Genomic DNA, 20383 nt, shown 5'->3' on the forward strand with positions numbered 1-20383 from the left:
TCCGGGTGGAATGGCGCCGAGTATGCGCGAAAGCGCCGGGATCGCCCATGCGCCCGGGCCCGCGCGAAATCGCCCCGGCGGCGCCCGCGGCCCGGTACGGCGGGCTTTGCCTGGCTTGGCGGGGGCGGCCCCGGCCGGGGCCGGTTTTGCTCGCTCCGCCGCGATGGGCGACAATGCGGCCCCCTCGCGCTGGCCCGCCCAGCGGTCCGCTGTTCGCGCGGGACGTCTTTCACTCCCCTCGGTGACGCATGAATTTTCACGAATATCAGGCAAAGCAGCTGTTTGCCGACTATGGCATTGCGGTGCCGGCCGGGCGCGTCGCGCGCACGCCGGATGAGGCCGTCGCGGCCGCGAAGGCCATCCCCGGCGACCTCTGGGTGGTCAAGGCCCAGATCCACGCCGGTGGCCGCGGCAAGGCCGGCGGCGTCAAGCTGGCCAAGAGCTATGACGAAGTGAAGCAGTACGCCACCGCCATGCTCGGCACCAAGATGGAGACCTACCAGTCCGCTGGCGTCGCCCTGCCGATCGATACGGTGCTGATCTCCGAAGGCACCGACATCGCCAAGGAACTGTACTTGTCGGTGCTGGTCGACCGCTCCACCAAGTCGATCACCTTCATCGCCTCCGCCGAAGGCGGCGTCGAGATCGAGAAGGTCGCGGCCGAGACGCCGGAGCTGATCAAGACCCTGCACGTGAACTACATCCAGGGCCTGCAGCCCTACCAGTGCCGCGACCTCGGCTTCGGCCTGGGCCTGAACGCCAAGCAGGTCGGCCAGCTGACCAAGATCATGCTGGGCCTGTACAAGCTGTTCAACGAGAAGGACCTGGCGCTGGTCGAACTCAACCCGCTGGCCATCCTCACCAACGGCGACCTCGCCGTGCTCGACGGCAAGATCAACAGCGACGACAACGCCACGTTCCGCCACAAGGACCTGGCCGCGATGCGCGACATCCGCCAGGAAGACGAGACCGAGGTGCTGGCCAGCCAGCACGACCTCAACTACGTCACCATGGACGGCAACATCGGCTGCATGGTCAACGGCGCCGGCCTGGCGATGGCGACCATGGACGTGATCGCGCTCAACGGCGGTTCGCCGGCCAACTTCCTCGACGTCGGCGGCGGCGCCACCAAGGAACGCGTGACCGAGGCCTTCAAGCTCATCCTGAGCTCGGACAAGGTCAAGGCGATCTTCGTCAACATCTTCGGCGGCATCGTCCGCTGCGACATGATCGCCGACGGCATCATCGCCGCGGTCAAGGAAGTCGACGTCAAGGTGCCGGTGATCGTGCGCCTGGAGGGCACCAACGTCGAAGCCGGCAAGGAGCTGCTGAAGAATTCGGGTCTGGCCATTACCCCGGCGGACGACATCAACGACGGCGCGAAGAAGGCGGTTGCCGCCGTCGCCGGCAAGTAAGGGGCCACTGACATGTCCGTTTTGATCAACAAGAACACCAAGGTCATCGTCCAGGGCTTCACCGGCACCCAGGGCAGCTTCCACGCCGAGCAGATGCTCGACTACGGCACCCAGGTCGTCGGCGGCGTGACCCCGGGCAAGGGCGGCACCCAGCACCTGGGCCTGCCGGTCTTCAACACCGTGCGCGACGCGGTCGCCGAAACCGGCGCCGACGCGTCGGTGATCTACGTGCCGCCGCCGTTCGCGGCCGACGCGATCCTGGAAGCGGCCGACGCCGGCATCAAGGTCATCGTCTGCATCACCGAGGGCATTCCGGTGCTGGACATGCTGCGCGTGAAGAACACCCTGGCCGGCTACCCGGACGCGGTCCTGATCGGTCCGAACTGCCCCGGCGTGATCACCCCCGGCGAGTGCAAGATCGGCATCATGCCGGGCCACATCCACCTGCCGGGCAAGATCGGCATCGTCTCGCGCTCGGGCACGCTCACCTATGAAGCCGTCAAGCAGACCACCGACGCTGGCCTCGGCCAGTCGACCTGCATCGGCATCGGCGGCGACCCGATCAACGGCACCAACTTCATCGACGCGCTGAAGCTGTTCCAGAACGATCCGCAGACCGAGGGCATCATCATGGTCGGCGAGATCGGCGGTTCGGCCGAGGAAGAAGCGGCCGAGTACATCGCCCAGCACGTGACCAAGCCGGTGGTCGGCTTCATCGCGGGCGCCTCGGCTCCGGCCGGCAAGCGCATGGGCCACGCCGGCGCGATCGCTTCGGGCGGCCAGGGCACGGCCGCGGGCAAGTTCGCGGCGATGGAAAAGGCCGGCATCACCACGGTCAAGTCGCCCGGCGACCTGGGTGCGGCGATCGCGAAGCGTCTGGCCAAGTAAGCCTGCGCGTTCGGCTGTTATGGAAAGGCCGCCTTCGGGCGGCCTTTTCGCTTTCTGGGAATGCCGGTTGGAGGGGGGGCGGCCCTCACCCCAACCCCTCTCCCGCAGGCGGGAGAGGGGCTCACGCTGTTCGGGTGAGCGCGCGGGAGATGGGCTCAATGCGTAGGGCGGCTGGCGCGTGCGGGAGATGGCGACAAGGCGGGTGCAGTGGGCTTCGTGGCCGTATGGTGCCGGTGACGCATCGGTTTTGAACGCTGGGATTGCCGCGCCCGCGACGCCTTCCCGAATTCCTACCCTTTGCCGCGGCTTAGCCCCTCTCCCGCTCGCGGGAGAGGGGTTGGGGTGAGGGCGGCACTCCCCGATACAGCCCCGCCCCGTAAGCAACCAAGCTGAAGCACCACCTACCTCAAGGAGCGCAAGGATGCGCCCAGGCCAGAAACGCAATTGCGCCCGCCACCTGCGTCGGAGCATGACCGACGCCGAGCTCCGCCTATGGTTCCATCTGCGCAACCGAGCGCTGATGGGCTGCAAGTTCCGCCGTCAGCACCCCATCGGTCCCTACATCGCCGATTTCGCCTGCATCGAGCGCGGACTGATCGTCGAAACCGACGGCGGTCAGCATGCGGATTCGGGCGCCGATCGCGTCAGGACCCGTTTCCTCGCATTCCGCGGCTACCGAGTCCTCAGATTCTGGAACAATGATGTCCTGGCGCGGACCGACGCGGTGCTGGAGCAGATCCATGCCGCTGTGGCCCGCGACGCCGTCAGCCTGAGCTGACCTTCTGCCGACCGAGCACTCATGTCCCAGACTCTCCGCATCGCCCTGGCCCAGTTCGACTTCCCCGTCGGCGCCGTCGAGCGCAACGCCGAACGCATCGCGCAGATGATCGTGCAGGCGCGCGACCAGCACGGCGCCGACGTGGTGCTGTTCCCCGAACTCGCGATCAGCGGCTACCCGCCCGAAGACCTGCTGCTGCGCCCCAGCTTCCTGGCCGACTGCGAAGCCGCGTTGCTGCGCGTTGCCAGCGCCGTGGGCGGCGGCATCACCGCGGTGGTGGGCTGGCCACAGGCGGCCGGCGCGGTGGTCTACAACGCCGCCAGCGTGCTGCGCGACGGCCGTGTCGAGGCGACCTACCGCAAGCGCGAGCTGCCCAACTACGCGGTGTTCGACGAGCGCCGCTATTTCGATGTCGACCCCGACGGCGAAAGCTGCGTGTTCGAGGTCAAGGGCGTGCCGCTGGGCCTGGTGATCTGCGAGGACCTGTGGTTCCCCGAGCCGCTGGCGGCCACCGTCGCGGCCGGCGCCGAGTTGGTGCTGGTGCCCAACGCCTCGCCGTTCGAGCACGACAAGCACGCCCAGCGCGACGCCCTGATCGCCCAGCGCGTTCGCGAAAGCGGCTGCGCGCTGGCCTACCTCAACGTGGTCGGCGGCCAGGATTCGCTGGTGTTCGACGGCGCCTCGGTGCTGGCCGACGGCGACGGCCGCGTGCACAACGCCGCGCGCGCGTTCGAGGACCATTGGCTGGTCGCCGACTACGACGCCGCCACCCGCAAGTTCGCGCCGGTGGCCTGGCCGGAGGAGAACGACGACGGCCGCGACTCGCTGGCCTGGCGCGCGGTGGTGCGCGGCACCCGCGACTACTGCGGCAAGAACGGCTTCGATTCGGTCTGGCTGGGGTTGTCCGGCGGCATCGATTCCTCGCTGGTGCTGGCCATCGCGGTCGACGCGCTGGGCGCCGACAACGTCACCGCGGTGCGCATGCCCTCGCGCTATACCGCCGGCCTGTCCAACGACCTCGCCGCCGAGCAGTGCCGTGTGCAGGGCGTGCGCCTGATCGCGCTGCCGATCGAGAAGCCGTTCCAGGGCTACCTCGATACCCTGGCGGAGACCTTCGCCGGCAAGGCGGTCGACGTGACCGAGGAGAATTTGCAGTCGCGCACCCGCGGCGCGCTGCTGATGGCGCTGAGCAACAAGTTCGGCGGCTTGCTGCTGACCACCGGCAACAAGAGCGAGTACGCGGTCGGCTACGCCACCATCTACGGCGACATGTGCGGCGGCTACGCGCCGATCAAGGACCTGTACAAGACCGAGGTCTACGATCTGGCGCGATGGCGCAACGCGGTCGCCGGCGCGCCGCTGATTCCGCCGGGCGTGATCGACCGTCCGCCCTCGGCGGAGCTGCGCGACAATCAGAAGGACCAGGATTCGCTGCCGCCCTACGACGTGCTCGACGCGATCCTGCTGCGTCACGTCGACCAGGAGCAGTCGCGCGACGAGATCGTGGCGGCCGGCTTCGCCGCCGACACCGTCGACCGGGTGCTGCGGCTGGTGCGGATCAGCGAATGGAAGCGCCACCAGGCCGCGCCGGGCCCCAAGGTCTCGCACCGCGCGTTCGGGCGCGAGCGCCGCTATCCGATCAGCAACGGCTACCGCGGCTGAGCCTCCGGCGGCGCCCCGCCACGTACGCGCCGCAAACGCCTTAGCATTCCACGCTACCCACCAGGATCCCGACCATGTCCAAAGAGATCGTCAATACCGCCAAGGCGCCGGCCGCGATCGGCCCCTACTCGCAGGCCGTGCGCGTCGGCGACACCGTCTACCTGTCCGGCCAGATTCCGCTCGACCCGGCCAGCGGCCTGGTCGTCGAGGGCGATATCGAGGCCCAGGCCCATCGCGTCTTCCTCAACCTCAAGGAAGTCTGCGAGGCCGCCGGCGGTTCGCTGGAGAAGATCGTCCGCCTGGGCCTGTTCCTGACCGACCTGGGCCACTTCGGCAAGGTCAATTCGGTGATGGGCGAGTATTTCAACGCGCCGTACCCCGCGCGCTCGACGGTGCAGGTATCGGCGCTGCCGCGCGGCGTGGCCTTCGAGGCCGACGCGATCATGGTGCTGGACTGAACCCAATGGTTATCGCGGCGATGCGCGGGATGCGCGCATCGCCGCCGGATCGATGCGTCTTCGCGAACGGCGCCGCGCGCCGACGCGGGCCGCGCCGGCTCAGGCCGGCGCGGTCTTGCGCACCGCCGCCTCTTCCAGCAGGCGCTCGCGCGCCTCGCGGGGCGTGGTCTGGGTCAGGCGTTTGAACGCGCGCCGGAACTCGCGCGGGTCCTTGTAGCCGATCGCCGCGGCGATGCTCGCGATCGGGCGCTCGCGCTCGCGCAGCAGGGCGTAGGCCTGATCGATGCGCAGACGATCGTGCAAGGCGTTGTAGCGCGTGCCCTCGGCGCTGAGCTGGCGGCGCAGGGTGCGCTCGCTCACGTGCAACTGCGCGGCGATGTCGGCCAGCTTGGGGTCGGTCGCCAGTTGCGCGCGCAGCAGGCGTTCGACCGCGGCCGTGGTTTCGCCCGGCGCCTGGGTCGCGGGCATCTGCGCGCGCAGCAGCGCCAGCACCTGCTGCGCCGCGATCGGGTTATGGGTGCTGAGCGGGTGGCCCAGCCAGCGCTGGTCCAGCACCAGCCGGTCCTGCGGCTGGTCGAACGCGATCGGGCATTCGAACACCTCGCGGTAGCGCTCGACGTAGTCCGGCGCCGGATAGCTGAATTCCAGCCGCAGCGGTTTCAGCGCCGTTCCGACCAGGCCGCGCGCCAGCGCCAGGCAGCTGGAGAAGAACTCCTCGCAGACGAAGCGGTGGATGGCCGGATTGGCCACGATCATCTCGCCGGCCAGGGCGATCTCGCCCGCTGCGGCCGCGCTTTCGACGAAGCGCATCAGGCTGCCGACCACGGGCGTGAAGCGCAGGCCCAGCGCGATCGCCTCGCCGAAGGTGGCCGCGGTGGTCATCGCCAGCCCGAGCAGGCCGAAGTTGCCGACGTTCTGCTGCGCGCCCAGGTCCAGGCCGATCGAGGGCGGCAGTACCCGCAGCGCGCGCTCGACCACGATCGCGGTCTGGCGGTCGGGCAGGCGCACGCCTGGGTCGTCGATCTGGGCGCGGCTGAGCTGGGTGCCGAGCAACCAGTCGGCGCTGGACACGCCCAGTTCCTCCGCGCTGCGGAACAGGCCCCACAGCAGATTCGGCGACATCAGGGCGATGTCGGTGCGCGGCGCTTCCTGGATCCGGTGCGGCATCGTTCTCGCAACTTGGCCGTTAATCCCCCCTTAGTGTGCCGCAACTGCCCTCACGCGCGCGCGTGACCGCGGCCGAGACTCGTGAATGGAGCGGGGCGCCGGCGGGGGGATGCGGCGCAACCCGAACGCGGCGACGCGCAAGCGCGCCCATACCGACCACACGGGGAGCGCAAGACTCGATGAGCAGACCGATCCTGGCATTGCCGATCCTGATCGCCCTGGCCGCCTGCGGCCGCGACGCCGGGCCGGCGCACGTGCCCAGCGCGCAAGTGGCCGCCGGCGATCCGGCCTACGCCGAGACCCTGCGCACCCGCCTGCTCGACGCCAAGCCCGGCGACGTGATCGAAGTGCCGGCCGGCCGCTACAGCTTCGATCGCAGCCTGAGCCTGCGCGTGGACGGCGTGACCATCCGCGGCGCCGGACCGGACAAGTCGGTGCTGAGCTTCAAGGGCCAGAAGGCCGGCGCCGAAGGCCTGCTGGTCAACGCCAGCAACTTCACCATCGAGAACATCGCCATCGAGGACAGCAAGGGCGACGGTCTCAAGGTCAACGAAGGCGAGCACATCACCATCCGCAACGTGCGCGTGGAGTGGACCGGCGGCCCCAGCACCAAGAACGGCGCCTACGGCCTGTACCCGGTCAAGACCCGCAACGTGCTGATCGAGAACTCGGTCGCGATCGGCGCCTCCGACGCCGGCATCTACGTCGGACAGTCGCGCGACGTGATCGTGCGCAACAGCCGCGCCGAGTTCAACGTCGCCGGCATCGAGATCGAGAACACCGTCAACGCCGACGTCTACGGCAACACCGCCACCAACAACACCGGCGGCATCCTGGTGTTCAACATGCCGGCGTTGTCGCAGCAGGGCGGGGCGATCCGGGTGTACAAGAACCAGGTGTACAAGAACAACACCGCCAACTTCGGCGCCAAGGGCACGCCGGTGGCCAGCGTGCCGGCCGGCAGCGGCGTGGTGGTCAATTCCAACGACGACGTCGAGATCTTCGACAACGACATCAGCGACAACGCCACCACCAACATCATCATCTCCAGCGTCTACTCCACCGGTTACAAGGACGAACAGGCGGCCAAGGATTTCGATCCCTATCCGGAGCGCATCTCGGTCTACGGCAATCGCCTGTCCGGCGGCGGCGACGCGCCCGACGGCTTCGATCTCAAAGCGCTCAAGGTCGCCAGTTACGGCCTTAGCGGCAATCTGCCCGATGTGCTCTGGGACGGCTACCGCAACCCCAAGCCGGCCAAGCCGGGCGACCCGCACCTGTGTCTGCGCGACGTGTCCGGCGTACTCAACGCCGACGGCCCCGGCGGCTACAAGAATCCGAGCAAGGACATGGCGGCCTACAACTGCACCCTGCCCAAGCTGCCGGCCATCGATCTCAAGCGCGGCTAAGCGATGACGGGATTGCGATCGCGCCTTGGCTTGTCGTTGCTGCTGTTGTCGGGGCTGGCCGCTTGCGATCGCGCGCCGGCGCCGGTGCGCTTCCACGCCCAGGGCCAGCCGGCCCTGCTCAGCGAATGGGGCGTGCTGCAAGTGGCCGACCGCCGGCTGCGCCTCAACCAGGGCGTGGTGCCCTACGAGCTCAACACACCGTTGTTCAGCGACTACGCGCACAAGCTGCGCACGGTGTGGATGCCCGAGGGGACATCTGCGCGCTACAAGGCCGACGGCGCGTTCGAGTTCCCGGTCGGCACCGTGGTCAGCAAGACCTTCTATTACCCGCGCGTGCCGGGCCAGGCCGCGGACAGCGAAGTGGTCGCGCGCAGCAACAGCGCCGACGGCGAGTTCCGCGACGGCGCGCTGGACCTGGCGAAAGTGCGGCTGATCGAAACCCGGTTGCTGGTGCGGCGCCAGGAAGGCTGGATCGCGCTGCCCTACGTGTGGAACGCCGAGCAGACCGAAGCCAAGCTGATGCGCGGCGGCGAACTGGTGGCGCTGAGTCTGCAGGCCGCCGACGGCAGCCGCGAGAGCGCGACCTATCAGGTGCCAGATCAGAACCAGTGCGGCGGTTGCCACGGCACCGACATCAAGAGCAAGGCGTTGCAGCCGATCGGGCTGAAGGCGCGTCATCTCAATCGCGAGTTCGACTATGCCGGCGGCCGCGCCAACCAGCTCGCGCACTGGCAGCGGCTGAACTATCTGAGCGAGCTTCCGGCGCAGGCGGACCTGCCGCACGCGGCCGACTGGCGCGCCAGCGCGCGCGCCAGCCTGGACGCGCGTGCGCGCGCCTATCTGGACATCAACTGCGGCCATTGCCACAGCCCCAAGGGGCCGGGCAACACCTCCGGCCTGTGGCTGGATGCGGCCACCGACGAGCCGCTGCGGCTGGGCCGTTGCAAGCTGCCGATCGCGGCCGGCAAGGGCACCGGCGACCGCCGCCACGACATCGTGCCGGGCGATCCGGACGCGTCGATCCTGGTCTACCGCATGGACAGCGACGACCCCTCGGCGATGATGCCGGAGGTCGGTCGCAGCGTGGTGCATCGCGAAGGCGTGACGCTGATCCGGGAATGGATCGCGGCGCAGCAGGGAGATTGCGGCTAGCGTCCGGCGAGGCGCGTGCTGCTGGGGAGGGCGACGGACGTGTCCGGGGGGAACGCGTCGTCCATGTCGAAAACGAGCGTGAGGAAAGATCCGATGCTCTTGCGTAAACACAAGTTGGTCACCGCGATCGCCGCACTGTGCGGCGGTGCCGTCCTCACCTTCGGCGCGCCGGCCACGGCGCTGGCGCAGTCCGCCGCGAACGAGCCGCAGCCGCGCGCCGAGGCCAAGGACCTCGACGCCATCACCGTCACCGCGCAGAGCCGCGAGCAGGAACTGCAGGACGTTCCGATCGCCCTGCAGGTGGTGAGCGACCAGCTCATCGACGACGTCGCCGCCAAGGACCTGGGCGATCTCGACAGCTTCGTGCCGGGCCTGGTGGTGAACAGCCAGCAGCCGACCCAGCCCAGCTTCCAGCTGCGCGGCATCAGCACCGACGACTTCGGCATCGGCACCGACCCGGCGGTCGGCATCTACGTCGACGGCGTCTACGCCGGCCGCGGCGGCGGCGTGCTGCTGCCGTTCACAGACGTGGAGCGCATCGAAATCCTCAAGGGCCCGCAGGGCACCCTGTTCGGCCGCAACACCGCCGCCGGCGCGGTGTCCATCATCACCCGCAAGCCCGGCAGCGAAACCGAAGCCGCCGCGCGCCTGCGCCTGGGTAACGAAGGACGCGTCTACGCCGACGCGATGGTCAACTTGCCCACCGGCGAGGACGCGGCCCTGCGCGTGAACGCGTTGTTCAACCACAGCGACGGCTGGATCCAGGACGCCAACACCGGCCGCGACCTCAACCCGGAGAACAACTGGGCCACGCGCGCCGCGTTCCGGCTGGGTCTGGGCGAGCGCACCACCGCCACTTTGAGCTGGGACCACGAGAACCTGGACCAGCTCGGCCAGGCCACCACCGGCATCGTGCCGCTGCCGCCGCGGCCGGGCCTGCCGACCCTGCCGGTGGACGAGCTGGGCTACCTGGATCCGCGCAAGGTGCCCACCGCCTCCGACGCCGAAGGCAACGAGGAGTCGCGCCGCTTCGACGGCGTCACCCTGATCGTCGACCACGGCTTCGACTGGGGCACGCTGACCATGACCAGCTCCTGGCGCGACTACGACTCGGTCAACCGCGTCGAAGAGGACGGCACCGACCGCAACTACCTCTACGTCGACTCCACCAACACCGAGAGCAACCAAAGCCTGTACCAGGAATTCAAGTTCGCCGGCAGCACCGACCGCATCGACTGGGTCGCCGGCGCCAGCTACTTCAAGGAGGAGGCCGACCAGACCAGCGAGGTCAACGCCCTGACCGACTCGGTGGACACCATCGTCCACAACCTGGGCCTGGCGCCCACGCCCACCGGCTATCTGTTCGGCTACGTCGACCAGCAGCTGGCCGCGTTCGGCATTCCGATCCGGCTGCGCGGCCACCGCTGGAACGAGAAGTTCATCAATACCCTGGAGACCCAGTCCTACGCGGTGTTCGGCGACGTGATCTGGCATGCCACCGACAAGCTCAACCTGACCTTCGGCCTGCGCTACACCCGCGACGAGAAGGACTTCAGCTGGCTCAACAACCCGCGTTCGGCGCCCGAACTGGATGCGGCGCTGGACCAGTTGGAAGCGATGGGCTTCTTCGCCCTGGCCGGCATCCCGCGCGAGACCTTCGTCTTCGACGTGGCCTTCATCGACCCGCCGGCCATGCTCAACAAGGGCGTGACCAACCGCGCCAAACGCTCCTGGAGCGATGTCAGCCCGCGCTTCGTCGCCGACTACCATTTCAACGACAACACCATGGGTTACGCCTCGCTGGCCAAGGGCTACAAGGCCGGTGGGTTCAACTCGCTGCAGATCGGCAGCCGCTTCGACAACGAGGACGTGTGGAACCTGGAGTTCGGCCTGAAGCAGTCCTTCCCCGAGCATCGCCTGCAGTACAACTTGTCGGCCTACTACTACGTCTACGACAACCGCCAGGCGGTGGTGCTGGACATGAGCACCACCATCCCGCGCTTCGTCGTCGATACCTCGGACATGGAAGCCTACGGCGTGGACTTCGATGCGCGCTGGCAGGTCACCGACGGCCTGGGCCTGGACTTCAACGCCGCCTTCATCGACGCCACCTACAAGAACTACGAGTCGATCAGCGGCCTGGACCTGTCGGGCGAGCCCACCGGCGTGCCGCACTGGTTCCTGGCCGGCGGCATGAACTACCAGTGGCACCTGCAGGAGCACGGCGACCTGCGTTTCTCGCTGCGCCACGCCTACCGCAGCAAGAAACGCTGCAACACCGAATCGGTGGCGCAGGGCGACTGCGGGCCCAGCCCGGCGCTGGACCTGGACGAATCGCGCAACCGTACCGACCTGCGCCTGGCCTGGACCGCAGCTAACGGCCACTGGGGTCTGGCCCTGTTCGGCAACAACGTGTTCGACAACCAGTACATCAATTCCCTGGGTACCTACGGCAAGACCGTACTGGGCACCGTCGGCGCGCGAGTGACCGAGCCGCGCACCTTCGGCGTGGAGTTCAACGCGAAGTTTTAAAGGCCGGGATTGGGGATTCGGGATTAGGGATTCGATAGAGCGACCAGCGAGGGCCCGCCCATGGCGGGTCCTTTGCTTTTGCGAATACCGATTCCCGATTCCCAATTCCCGACTCCCGGCCTTTATCCTTGGCCCATGCCGAAAGCCAAGGGCGGGGCGTCCGTCGATCTCCAATTGCAGCCGATCTCCAGCTTGCCCGGGGTCGGTCCGCGCGTGGCCGAGAAGCTCGCCGCGCGCGGCCTGACCAGCCTGCAGGACCTGTGGCTGCAACTGCCGCGCCAGTACGAAGACCGCACCTCGATCACCCCGATCCGGCTGCTGCAGCCGGGTGTGGCGGCGCAGGTCGAAGGCCGCGTCGAAGCGGTCGAGCGTGGATTCCGTTATCGCCCGCTGCTGCGGGTGGCGATCGGCGACGACAGCCGCGGCACCCTGGTGTTGCGCTTCTTCCACTTCCGTGCAGCCCAGGTCGCGCAGTTCCGGGTCGGCGCGCGCGTGCGCTGCTACGGCACGCCCAAGCCCGGGCAGATCGGCCTGGAGATCGTGCACCCCAGCTACCGCGTGCTCGGCGATCACGACGACAGCGCGCTGGGCGAGCAGCTCGATCCGGTCTATCCCGCGATCGAGGGCATCGGCCCGGTGTCGCTGCGGCGCCTGATCGGCCTGGCCCTGGACCGCCTGCCGGACGAGGACGCGCTGGAGCTGCTGCCGCGCGAACTGCGCGAGCGCCTCAAGCTGCCGACCCTGCGCGAGGCCCTGCTGACCGTGCACCGGCCGCCGCAGGACGCCGACGTGGCCGCGCTGGTCGCCGGCACCCATCCGGCCCAGCGCCGCCTGGCGCTGGAGGAACTGCTGGCGCATCACCTCAGCCTGCGCCGCCAGCGCATCGCCCAGCAGGCGCACAAGGCGCGCGCGCTGAAGGGCGTGGTCTTGGCCGAGCGCCTGCGCAAGGCGCTGCCGTTCGCGCTCACCGGCGCGCAGCAGCGCGTGTTCGCGCAGATCCGCGCCGACCTGGCCAAGCCCTCGCCTATGCTGCGCCTGGTCCAGGGCGACGTCGGCAGCGGCAAGACCGTGGTCGCGGCGATGGCGGCGATGATCGCCGTGCACGCCGGCCGCCAGGCCGCGCTGATGGCGCCCACCGAACTGCTGGCCGAACAGCACCTCAACAATCTGCGCGCCTGGCTGGAACCGCTGGACGTGCGCGTGGCCTGGCTGGCCGGCAAGGTCACCGGCCGCGCTCGCGCCAAGGTGCTGGAAGAGGTCGCCAACGGACAGGCCCAGGTCGTGGTCGGCACCCACGCGCTGATGCAGGAGGGGGTGGCCTTCCGCGATCTGGCGCTGGCGATCGTCGACGAGCAGCACCGCTTCGGCGTGCACCAGCGCCTGGCCCTGCGCGACAAGGGCGCCGGCGGCAGCGTCGGCGCCGACGCGATCGTGCCGCACCAGCTGGTGATGACCGCCACCCCGATCCCGCGCACCCTGGCGATGGCCGCCTACGCCGACCTGGACGTGTCGGCGATCGACGAACTGCCGCCCGGGCGCACGCCGGTGCAGACCGTCGCTCTCAGCGAGGAACGCCGTCCGGAGCTGGTGGAGCGCATCCGCAGCGCCTGCGCCGAAGGCCGCCAGGCCTATTGGGTCTGCACCCTGATCGACGATTCCGACGAGGTCGTGGCCCAGGCCGCGCAGACCACCTTCGAGGAACTGTCGCGGCAGCTGGCCGAACTGCGCGTGGGCCTGGTCCACGGCCGCATGAAGGCGAGCGAGAAGCAGGCGACCATGCGCGCGTTCAAGGACGGCGAGGTCGACCTGCTGGTCGCGACCACGGTGATCGAGGTCGGCGTGGACGTGCCCAACGCCTCGCTGATGATCATCGAGAACGCCGAGCGCCTGGGCCTGGCCCAGCTGCACCAGCTGCGCGGCCGGGTCGGGCGCGGCCGCGCGGCCTCCAGCTGCGTGCTGCTGTACCGCGCGCCGCTGTCGGGCCTGGCCCGGCAGCGCCTGGAGACCATGCGCCAGACCCACGACGGCTTCGTGATCGCCGAGAAGGACCTGGAGCTGCGCGGCCCCGGCGAGCTGCTGGGCACGCGCCAGACCGGCCTGGCCGGCTTCCGCGTCGCCGACCTGGCCCGCGACGCCGATCTGCTGCCGCAGGTGCAGGCCCTGGGCGAACGCCTGCTCGCCGACGCGCCCGAGATCGCCCAGCGCATCGTCGAACGCTGGGTCGGCGGCGCCGCGCGCTACGCTTCGGCCTGAGGCCAGGAACCAGTGAAGGCGGTAATAAGCAAGCAGTAGGATCTGCTGACTCGTTTCCACTTGCTTTCCACTACGCTCCCGTCCTGCCAGCCCGAGGGCGGCGGCGCGCGCCGGGCCTCGGCCTGAATGGCCGCGCGGCGCCCGCGGCTGGGGCGGGGTACCTTGCCCTCGCTGGCGAATTCGCGAAATCGGCCGGTTTTGATCGATACAAATTCGCTGCGGCTTGGCCATAATCGGGCTACCCCCTTCGGAAGCCGGCCATGCCCGCCGCCCGTTCCAACGCCGCCGTCCTGCCCGCGCCGCTCGCTGCCGACGCCCCGGCCCAGCGCCGCGGCGAAGCCGTGCTGGCGGCGCAGCCCCCGGACCCGGCATGCTCGCCGGCTATGACGGTCGATCCCCAATGCGCGCGGTTGCGCGATCTCATCGCTGCCGATGTCGGCGGCACCCATGCGCGGGTCGGACATGTGCGCGTCGGCGACGACGGCGCGCTGTCGGTGCTGCGTTTCCGCCAGTACGCCTGCGCGCAGGCGCCCAGCCTGGCGGCGATCCTGCGCGAGTTCGCCCAGGAGGCGCAATTGGTCCCCGAGCACGCGGTGGTCGCCATCGCCGGGCGCCTGGACGGCGATCGCCTGCTCAACAGCAATCTGCCGTGGCCGGTGTCGCTGGAGCGCACCCGGCTGGAGGCCGGCTGCGGACGCCTGGCGCTGCTCAACGATTTCGAAGCGGTGGCGTACGCGGTGCCGCGCCTGGATCCGGCCGGCATGCTGCGGATCTGCGGCGACGATGCCGCCGTCGCGGGCCCGGCGCTGGTGCTGGGCCCGGGCACCGGCTTCGGCGCCGCGCTGTACCTGCCGGGCACGCCCGCGCGGGTGCTGGCCAGCGAAGCCGGTCACGCCGCGCTGGCGGCGGGCACGCCGCGCGAACTGGAATTGCTGAGGCAACTGCTGCAACGCTGGCCGCACGTGGACAACGAGCGCGTGCTGTCCGGCCCTGGCCTGGTCCACACCTACGAAGCGCTATGCGCGCTGGACGCGACGGCGCCGCGACTGGACACGCCGGTGGCGATCACCGCCGCCGCGCAGCGCGGCGACGATGCGCAGGCGGTAGAGACGCTGTCGATCTTCTGCGCGATGCTCGGCAGCCTGGCCGGCGACCTGGCGGTGACCTTCGGCGCGCAGTCGGTGTACCTGGCCGGCGGCATCCCCGCACAGATCGCGCCGTTCCTGTTGGCCAGCGACTTCGCCGCGCGTTTCCGCAACAAGGGCGTGTTCGCCGAGCTGATGGCGCGCACGCCGGTGCGCCTGGTCGAGCACGGCCAGCGCGGCCTGCTCGGCGCCGCCGCCTATTACCTGGAGCGCCACGCCGGCGACTGAACCCGCGCGGCGCGGCGACGACCGACTCCCATCCGAGACCACGCATGAGCACCCGTCGCGACTTCCTCCAGTCCTCCTTGCTGGCCGCCGGCGCGCTGGCCTTGCCGCGCGTCGCGCGCTCGGCGACCGCCAGCGGCGCCAAGGTGGTGTCCACCTGGGATTTCGGCGTCGGCGCCAACGCTGCGGCGTGGCCGTTGCTGGCGCGCGGCGGCAGCGCGCTGGACGCGGTGGAGGCCGGCGCGCGCTGGGCCGAGGCCGATCTGTGCAACCCCACCGTGGGCCGCTGCGGCAACCCCGACCGCGACGGCGTGCTGACCCTGGACGCCAGCATCATGGACGGCGACGGCCGCTGCGGCGCGGTCGCGGCATTGCAGGACATCCTGCATCCGGTGTCGGTGGCGCGCGCGGTGATGGAGAAGACCCCGCACGTGATGTTGGTGGGCGAGGGCGCGCAACAGTTTGCGCTGGCCCAGGGTTTCCCCAAGCAAGCGCTGTTGACCGACGAGGCGCGCAAGGCCTGGCGCGAATGGCTGAAGACCGGCGAGTACCGGCCGCAGATCAACGCCGAGCGCAGGCAGCGCCCCGGCGACGCCAGCAATCACGACACACTGGGCATCCTGGCGATCGGCGCCGACGGCAGGCTCGCCGGCGCCTGCACCACCAGCGGCATGGCCTGGAAGCTGCCCGGCCGGGTCGGCGACAGCCCCATCGTCGGCGCCGGCCTGTACGTGGACAACGATGTCGGCGCCGCCACCGCCTCCGGCGTGGGCGAGGAGATGGTGCGCAACGCCGCCAGCTTCCTGGTGGTGGAGCTGATGCGGCAGGGACGCTCGCCGGCGCAGGCCTGCCGCGAGGCGATCGAACGCGTGGTGCGCAAGCGCCCGCAGGCCAGCAAGCAACTGCAGGTGTGCTTCCTGGCCTTGAACAAGCACGGCGAAGTCGGCGCCTACGCGCTGCATCGGGGCTTCGTCTACGCGGTGCACGACGGCGGCGCCGGACCGCACGAGCGCCTGCGCGAGTCGGCCTCGGTCTACGCCACGGAGCGCAAGTGAGTCGCATCCTGCTGGAGATCGCGGCCAACTCGCTGGCCTCGGCGCTAGCGGCGCAGGACGGCGGCGGCGACCGCGTCGAACTGTGCGAGAACCTCGGCGAGGGCGGCTGCACCCCGTCCTATGCCAGCATCGCGATGGCGCGCGAGCGCCTGCGCATCCCGCTGTACGTGCTGATTCGCCCGCGCGCCGGCGATTTCCTCTACGACGCCCTAGAGCGCGAGCGGATGCGCCGCGACATCGAGCTGTGCGTGCGCCTGGGCTGCGACGGCGTGGCGATCGGCGCGCTGGACGCCGACGGTGGCGTCGACGTGGCCGCCTGCGCCGAGTTGATCGCCGCCGCCGGCCCGCTGGGGGTCACCTTTCACCGCGCCATCGACGCCGCGCGCGACCCCGCGCGCGCGCTGGAGGATGCGATCGCGCTGGGCTGCGAGCGCGTGCTGACATCCGGCGGCGCGGCCGGCGCGCCCGCGGGCGCCGCGGCCATCGCCGCGCTGGTCCGGCAGGCGCATGGACGCATCGCGCTGATGGCGGGGGCGGGCGTCGGGCCCGGCAACGTGCAGGCGCTGCTCGCCGCCACCGGGGTCGGCCAGGTGCACGCTTCGGCCAAGGCGCCGCAACGCTCGCGCATGCGTTGGCGCAACCCGGCGCTGGCGGGGCTGGATCCGGACTGGATCGCGAGCGAACGCGAGCAGGTGGCGGCGCTGCGCCTGGCCTTGGACGCCGGCGACTGACGCAGAGGCGATGCCGTAGGGTGTGGTGAGCCACAGGCGAACCGCACCATCGCGCCAGTCCGTACCCTCGCGCCGGTGCACCTGCCAGCGCGTCCGACCGACCGAAGCGCCCGTGTCGCGGCAACCGACGATCTGCCCCATCGCGCCTGCGCGCCTCCCCGATCCCGCTCACAAAGCCGCGGCCGTCGCCGCGTCCGGATTTGCGGGCATTAAACCCATCCGGCTCAATCACTTAACAGCTCAAGGTTAAAGATTTGTTGCGGCGCAGAATGCAATTCGGCAAAGCCTGTGATGAATTTAGATCGATCCAGCTTCAGGGGGAAAGGGGCGGCCCGACCGGCGTCCCTTTTAAACGATCCGATTTTTAGATCGTGACAAAAGCTGGGGATCTACGCGTGTCCCGTTGCCGCTCACCTTCCGAGATCGCCGTGATGACCCACTCCACGCTTCACCGTAATGCGTTGGCCAGCGCGCTCGCGCTCGCTTTGCTCGCACCGTTGGCCGCGCAGGCCCAGGACGCGCCCCAGGGGACGGCGGCGCCGGACCAGGTAACCGAAGTCGAAAAGATCACCGTCACCGGTTCGCGCATCAAGCGCACCCAGATCGAAGGCCCGGCCCCGGTCACCGTGATGACCGCCGAGCAGATCAAGGCCGAAGGCTTCGTCACCGTCCACGACGCCCTCAGCACCCTCAACGAGGCCATCGGCACGGTCGAGGCCGACGTGCAGTGGGGCTCGCACACGCCCAACGCCAGCCCGCTGAACCTGCGCAACATGGGCCCCAACCGCAGCCTGCTGCTGGTCAACGGCCGTCGCGTCGCCGACTACCCGCTGCCCTACGGCGGCCAGAGCAACTTCGCCAACTACTCCAACATTCCCGCCGCCGCGGTCGAGCGCATCGAAGTGCTGACCGGCGGCGCCTCGGCGATCTACGGTTCCGACGCCATCGCCGGCGTCATCAACGTGATCCTGAAGAAGAACTACAGCGGCGACGAAGTGCGCGTGCGCGGCGGTACCTCCACCGAAGGCGGCCGCGATACCTGGGACCTGTCCTGGGCCGGCGGCAAGACCGGCGACCAGTGGAGCGTGAGTTACGCCCTGCAGTGGACCAAGCGCGATCCGCTGTTCGGCCGCGACCGCCCCGAGATGGACGATTCCGACGACGCCGCGCCCAGCTCCTGGAACACCGAGCAGCGCAAGGTCGGCTTCCGTCCGTTCACCGGCCTGGCCCTGCTCGACGCCGGCAACGGCAACCGCCGCCTGGCCCCGCCGGCCGGCGCCTGCGAGCAGTTCCGCGGCGAGTACTACCGCGCCGACCGCCTGATCTACAACTACGGCAGCAACACCGTCAGCAACACCGGCCAGCTGTGCGGCAAGAGCGCCGACTTCGGCGACTGGCTGCTGCGCAGCGGCAGCGAGGACTGGTCGGCCTATGCGCACGCCACCTGGGATTTCGAGGGCGGCATGCAGGCCTGGGTCAACGTGGCCCTGTACGATTCCAAGGCGCAGTGGGGCACCTCGCCGCCGTCGCTGCAGCTCACCGACGGCCTGGACGGCGGCGCCTTCATCGACGCCAACACCGGCCGCCGTCTGATCGGCGTGCGCAGCTTCACTCCGTTCGAGGTCGGCGGCATGGACAACATGCGCAACCTCAACAAGGAGCAGTCCTGGGACCTGAGCGCGGGCCTCAGCGGCACCGTGTTCGATGGCCGCTTCAACTGGGACGCCTCGGTCGGCCGCTCGCGCTACACCGTGCACGAGCGCATCGCCACCGTCGATTGGGACCAGGCCGAGAACTTCTTCCTCGGCCCGCAGATCGGCACCCAGGGCGGTCTGCCGGTGTACAACTTCAACGAAGCGCGCTGGTGGGCGCCGGTGACGCCGGAGCAATACCGCCAGTTCGGGGTGAACTCGATCAACAACGCCGCGTCCTGGGTCAATCAGGCGCAGGCCTCGATCAGCGGCGACCTGTTCGAAGGCTGGGCCGGTCCGATCGGCTTCGCCGCGGTGCTGGAGGCGGCCAAGCAGGGCTACCAGCTCGACCCCGATCCGCGCGGCAACCAGGACTACTGGGTGCAGAACATCGATCGCGGCGGCGGCGAGCGCACCCGCTACTCGGCCGGCGTGGAATTCAAGGTGCCGCTGCTGGACTCGGTGACCCTGACCGCGGCGGCGCGCCGCGACCATTACGGCAGCTACCACGCCTTCGACTCCGCCGCGCGCCTGGCCATCGGTTCGCAGGCCGAAACCACCTGGAACGCCGGCATCGAATGGCGGCCGCTGTCCAACCTGCTGCTGCGCGGCAGCTACGCCACCAGCTTCCACGCGCCGGACATGCACTTCCTGCTGGCCCAGCCCAGCACCTCCGACGTCGGCATGAGCGATCCGCTGCGCTGCATCCAGAGCGGCTCCTACCTGACCAACGATTGCGGCAGCGGCAACCCCGACGTGTTCTACGCCTTCGGCGCCAACCGCCGCGGTACGCCGGACCTGAAGTCCGAACTGGGCGAGTCGTGGACGGTGGGTTTCGTCTGGGATCCGCTGGACAACCTGTCGCTCACCGCCGACTACTGGTCGATCGATCTGGACGACGAAATCCGCGACCTGCCGCTGGACGTGATCCTCAACGACGAGGCCGGCTGCCGCACCGGCAAGACCGTCGACCCGTCCGTGCCCTGGTCCAACCCCAGCGGCGCGGAGTACTGCTCGACCATCCTGGCGCGCGTGAACCGCGACGCCAACGGCCGCCTGCTGTCGGTGGAAACCGGCCCGATCAACATCGCCCAGCGCAGCGTCGCCGGCGTGGACGCGTCGCTGCGTTATCGCCTGGACACCGCGCGCTGGGGCAACTTCCAGTTCGGCCTGAACTACACCAACCTGGTGTCGATGAAGGAGCAGGTGTACGCCACCGATCCCAACCCGGAGCGTCGCGACCGCGACGTGCGCAGCAAGATCCGCGGCAGCGTCAGCTGGCAGGGCGAGAAGTGGAACTGGACCGTGTACGGCGACCGCATCGGCTCGGTGCCGGGCGTGCGCTATCACTGGGGCACCGATCGCCTCGACAACCCCGGCGGCTGCCGCCCGTTCCCGGACGGCTACGTGCCCAGCGACAGCCTGGACAGCAATTGCACGGTGCCCGCCGGCAGCAGCAACCCCAATGCCGGCAAGAGCACATCGCGCTACTACGGCCGCGTCGGCCCGGCGATCACCTGGAACTTCAACGTCGGCTACAAGGTCACCGATCGCGCCAAGATCAACTTCTACGTCAACAACGTGTTCAACAGCACCGGCTGGAACCACAAGGACCCGTACAAGCTCGACTACGAGTTCTACAACAGCCGTCTGTTCAGCCCGGTCGGCCGCGAAGTCTCCCTGGAGTACGTGTTCAACTTCGATTGATCTCTCCCGCCCCTCCCTCGGGCCCTGGGCCCGGCCGTCCGGCCGGGCTCTTTTTCTCACTCGGGCAGCGGCGCCGTCCAGGCCGCTGTCCGGCCCCGCCTACGGGCCGTAGGCG

14 protein-coding genes are annotated in these 20383 nt (G+C 69.5%); 13 read left to right on the forward strand and 1 reads right to left on the reverse strand.

Annotated elements, in window-relative coordinates:
* Positions 1-248: 248 nt before the first annotated feature.
* The 5 genes from sucC to V1318_RS07280 all read left to right on the forward strand — a co-directional run bounded on the left by sucC (position 249) and on the right by V1318_RS07280 (position 5201).
* Positions 249-1415, forward strand: a complete 1167-nt coding sequence (gene sucC / locus V1318_RS07260; RefSeq protein ID WP_332938968.1) for an ADP-forming succinate--CoA ligase subunit beta — start codon at positions 249-251, stop codon at positions 1413-1415.
* 12 nt (positions 1416-1427) lie between these two features.
* Positions 1428-2303 carry a succinate--CoA ligase subunit alpha gene (gene sucD, locus V1318_RS07265; protein WP_332938970.1) on the forward strand — a complete coding sequence of 292 codons (876 nt, stop codon included), beginning with the start codon at positions 1428-1430 and terminating at the stop codon, positions 2301-2303.
* A 421-nt stretch (positions 2304-2724) separates the two neighbouring features.
* A complete protein-coding gene (locus V1318_RS07270; protein WP_332938972.1) occupies positions 2725-3081 on the forward strand; it encodes an endonuclease domain-containing protein in 357 nt (118 codons plus the stop codon).
* A gap of 21 nt (positions 3082-3102) precedes the next feature.
* Positions 3103-4743, forward strand: a complete 1641-nt coding sequence (locus tag V1318_RS07275) for an NAD+ synthase (protein WP_332938974.1) — start codon at positions 3103-3105, stop codon at positions 4741-4743.
* Between the two features lie 74 nt (positions 4744-4817).
* The gene (locus tag V1318_RS07280; RefSeq protein WP_332938976.1) at positions 4818-5201 is read left to right on the forward strand and encodes a RidA family protein; all 384 of its coding nucleotides are present in this window, start codon (positions 4818-4820) and stop codon (positions 5199-5201) included.
* 99 nt (positions 5202-5300) lie between these two features.
* Here the strand turns inward: V1318_RS07280 and V1318_RS07285 are convergent, their stop codons facing one another.
* Positions 5301-6368, reverse strand: a complete 1068-nt coding sequence (locus V1318_RS07285) for an AraC family transcriptional regulator (RefSeq protein ID WP_332938978.1) — start codon at positions 6366-6368, stop codon at positions 5301-5303.
* 179 nt (positions 6369-6547) lie between these two features.
* Between V1318_RS07285 and V1318_RS07290 the strand changes: the two genes are divergently transcribed.
* The 8 genes from V1318_RS07290 to V1318_RS07325 all read left to right on the forward strand — a co-directional run bounded on the left by V1318_RS07290 (position 6548) and on the right by V1318_RS07325 (position 20268).
* Entirely contained in the window at positions 6548-7777 is a 1230-nt protein-coding gene (locus tag V1318_RS07290) for a parallel beta-helix domain-containing protein (protein WP_332938980.1), read from the forward strand.
* Positions 7778-7807: 30 nt separating this feature from the next.
* A complete protein-coding gene (locus V1318_RS07295) occupies positions 7808-8929 on the forward strand; it encodes an SO2930 family diheme c-type cytochrome (protein ID WP_332938981.1) in 1122 nt (373 codons plus the stop codon).
* Positions 8930-9022: 93 nt separating this feature from the next.
* Positions 9023-11461, forward strand: coding sequence for a TonB-dependent receptor (locus tag V1318_RS07300; protein WP_332938982.1), 2439 nt, complete (start codon positions 9023-9025; stop codon positions 11459-11461).
* Between the two features lie 135 nt (positions 11462-11596).
* The gene (gene recG / locus V1318_RS07305; RefSeq protein WP_332938983.1) at positions 11597-13714 is read left to right on the forward strand and encodes an ATP-dependent DNA helicase RecG; all 2118 of its coding nucleotides are present in this window, start codon (positions 11597-11599) and stop codon (positions 13712-13714) included.
* A gap of 260 nt (positions 13715-13974) precedes the next feature.
* Positions 13975-15087, forward strand: a complete 1113-nt coding sequence (locus V1318_RS07310) for a glucokinase (RefSeq protein ID WP_332938984.1) — start codon at positions 13975-13977, stop codon at positions 15085-15087.
* A 44-nt stretch (positions 15088-15131) separates the two neighbouring features.
* Positions 15132-16139: a N(4)-(beta-N-acetylglucosaminyl)-L-asparaginase gene (locus V1318_RS07315; protein WP_332938985.1), complete on the forward strand. Its 1008-nt coding sequence runs from the start codon at positions 15132-15134 to the stop codon at positions 16137-16139.
* Positions 16136-16870 carry a copper homeostasis protein CutC gene (locus tag V1318_RS07320; RefSeq protein ID WP_332938986.1) on the forward strand — a complete coding sequence of 245 codons (735 nt, stop codon included), beginning with the start codon at positions 16136-16138 and terminating at the stop codon, positions 16868-16870. Before V1318_RS07315 ends, V1318_RS07320 begins: the two co-directional genes overlap by 4 nt.
* Positions 16871-17301: 431 nt before the next feature.
* Entirely contained in the window at positions 17302-20268 is a 2967-nt protein-coding gene (locus V1318_RS07325) for a TonB-dependent receptor (RefSeq protein ID WP_332938987.1), read from the forward strand.
* Positions 20269-20383: the final 115 nt, after the last annotated feature.

The sequence above is a fragment of the Lysobacter sp. CCNWLW3 genome, assembly GCF_036697405.1.
GTDB lineage: Bacteria > Pseudomonadota > Gammaproteobacteria > Xanthomonadales > Xanthomonadaceae > Lysobacter.

What these genes read in the sequence shown, in the direction of transcription:
- V1318_RS07315 (WP_332938985.1), top strand. Translation starts at nt 15,132, where the DNA reads ATGAGCACCCGTCGCGACTTCCTCCAGTCCTCCTTGCTGGCCGCCGGC.
- V1318_RS07300 (WP_332938982.1), top strand. Translation starts at nt 9,023, where the DNA reads ATGCTCTTGCGTAAACACAAGTTGGTCACCGCGATCGCCGCACTGTGC.
- V1318_RS07270 (WP_332938972.1), top strand. Translation starts at nt 2,725, where the DNA reads ATGCGCCCAGGCCAGAAACGCAATTGCGCCCGCCACCTGCGTCGGAGC.
- recG (WP_332938983.1), top strand. Translation starts at nt 11,597, where the DNA reads ATGCCGAAAGCCAAGGGCGGGGCGTCCGTCGATCTCCAATTGCAGCCG.
- sucC (WP_332938968.1), top strand. Translation starts at nt 249, where the DNA reads ATGAATTTTCACGAATATCAGGCAAAGCAGCTGTTTGCCGACTATGGC.
- V1318_RS07285 (WP_332938978.1), bottom strand. Translation starts at nt 6,368, where the DNA reads ATGCCGCACCGGATCCAGGAAGCGCCGCGCACCGACATCGCCCTGATG.
- V1318_RS07275 (WP_332938974.1), top strand. Translation starts at nt 3,103, where the DNA reads ATGTCCCAGACTCTCCGCATCGCCCTGGCCCAGTTCGACTTCCCCGTC.
- V1318_RS07310 (WP_332938984.1), top strand. Translation starts at nt 13,975, where the DNA reads ATGCCCGCCGCCCGTTCCAACGCCGCCGTCCTGCCCGCGCCGCTCGCT.
- V1318_RS07280 (WP_332938976.1), top strand. Translation starts at nt 4,818, where the DNA reads ATGTCCAAAGAGATCGTCAATACCGCCAAGGCGCCGGCCGCGATCGGC.
- V1318_RS07290 (WP_332938980.1), top strand. Translation starts at nt 6,548, where the DNA reads ATGAGCAGACCGATCCTGGCATTGCCGATCCTGATCGCCCTGGCCGCC.
- V1318_RS07325 (WP_332938987.1), top strand. Translation starts at nt 17,302, where the DNA reads ATGACCCACTCCACGCTTCACCGTAATGCGTTGGCCAGCGCGCTCGCG.
- sucD (WP_332938970.1), top strand. Translation starts at nt 1,428, where the DNA reads ATGTCCGTTTTGATCAACAAGAACACCAAGGTCATCGTCCAGGGCTTC.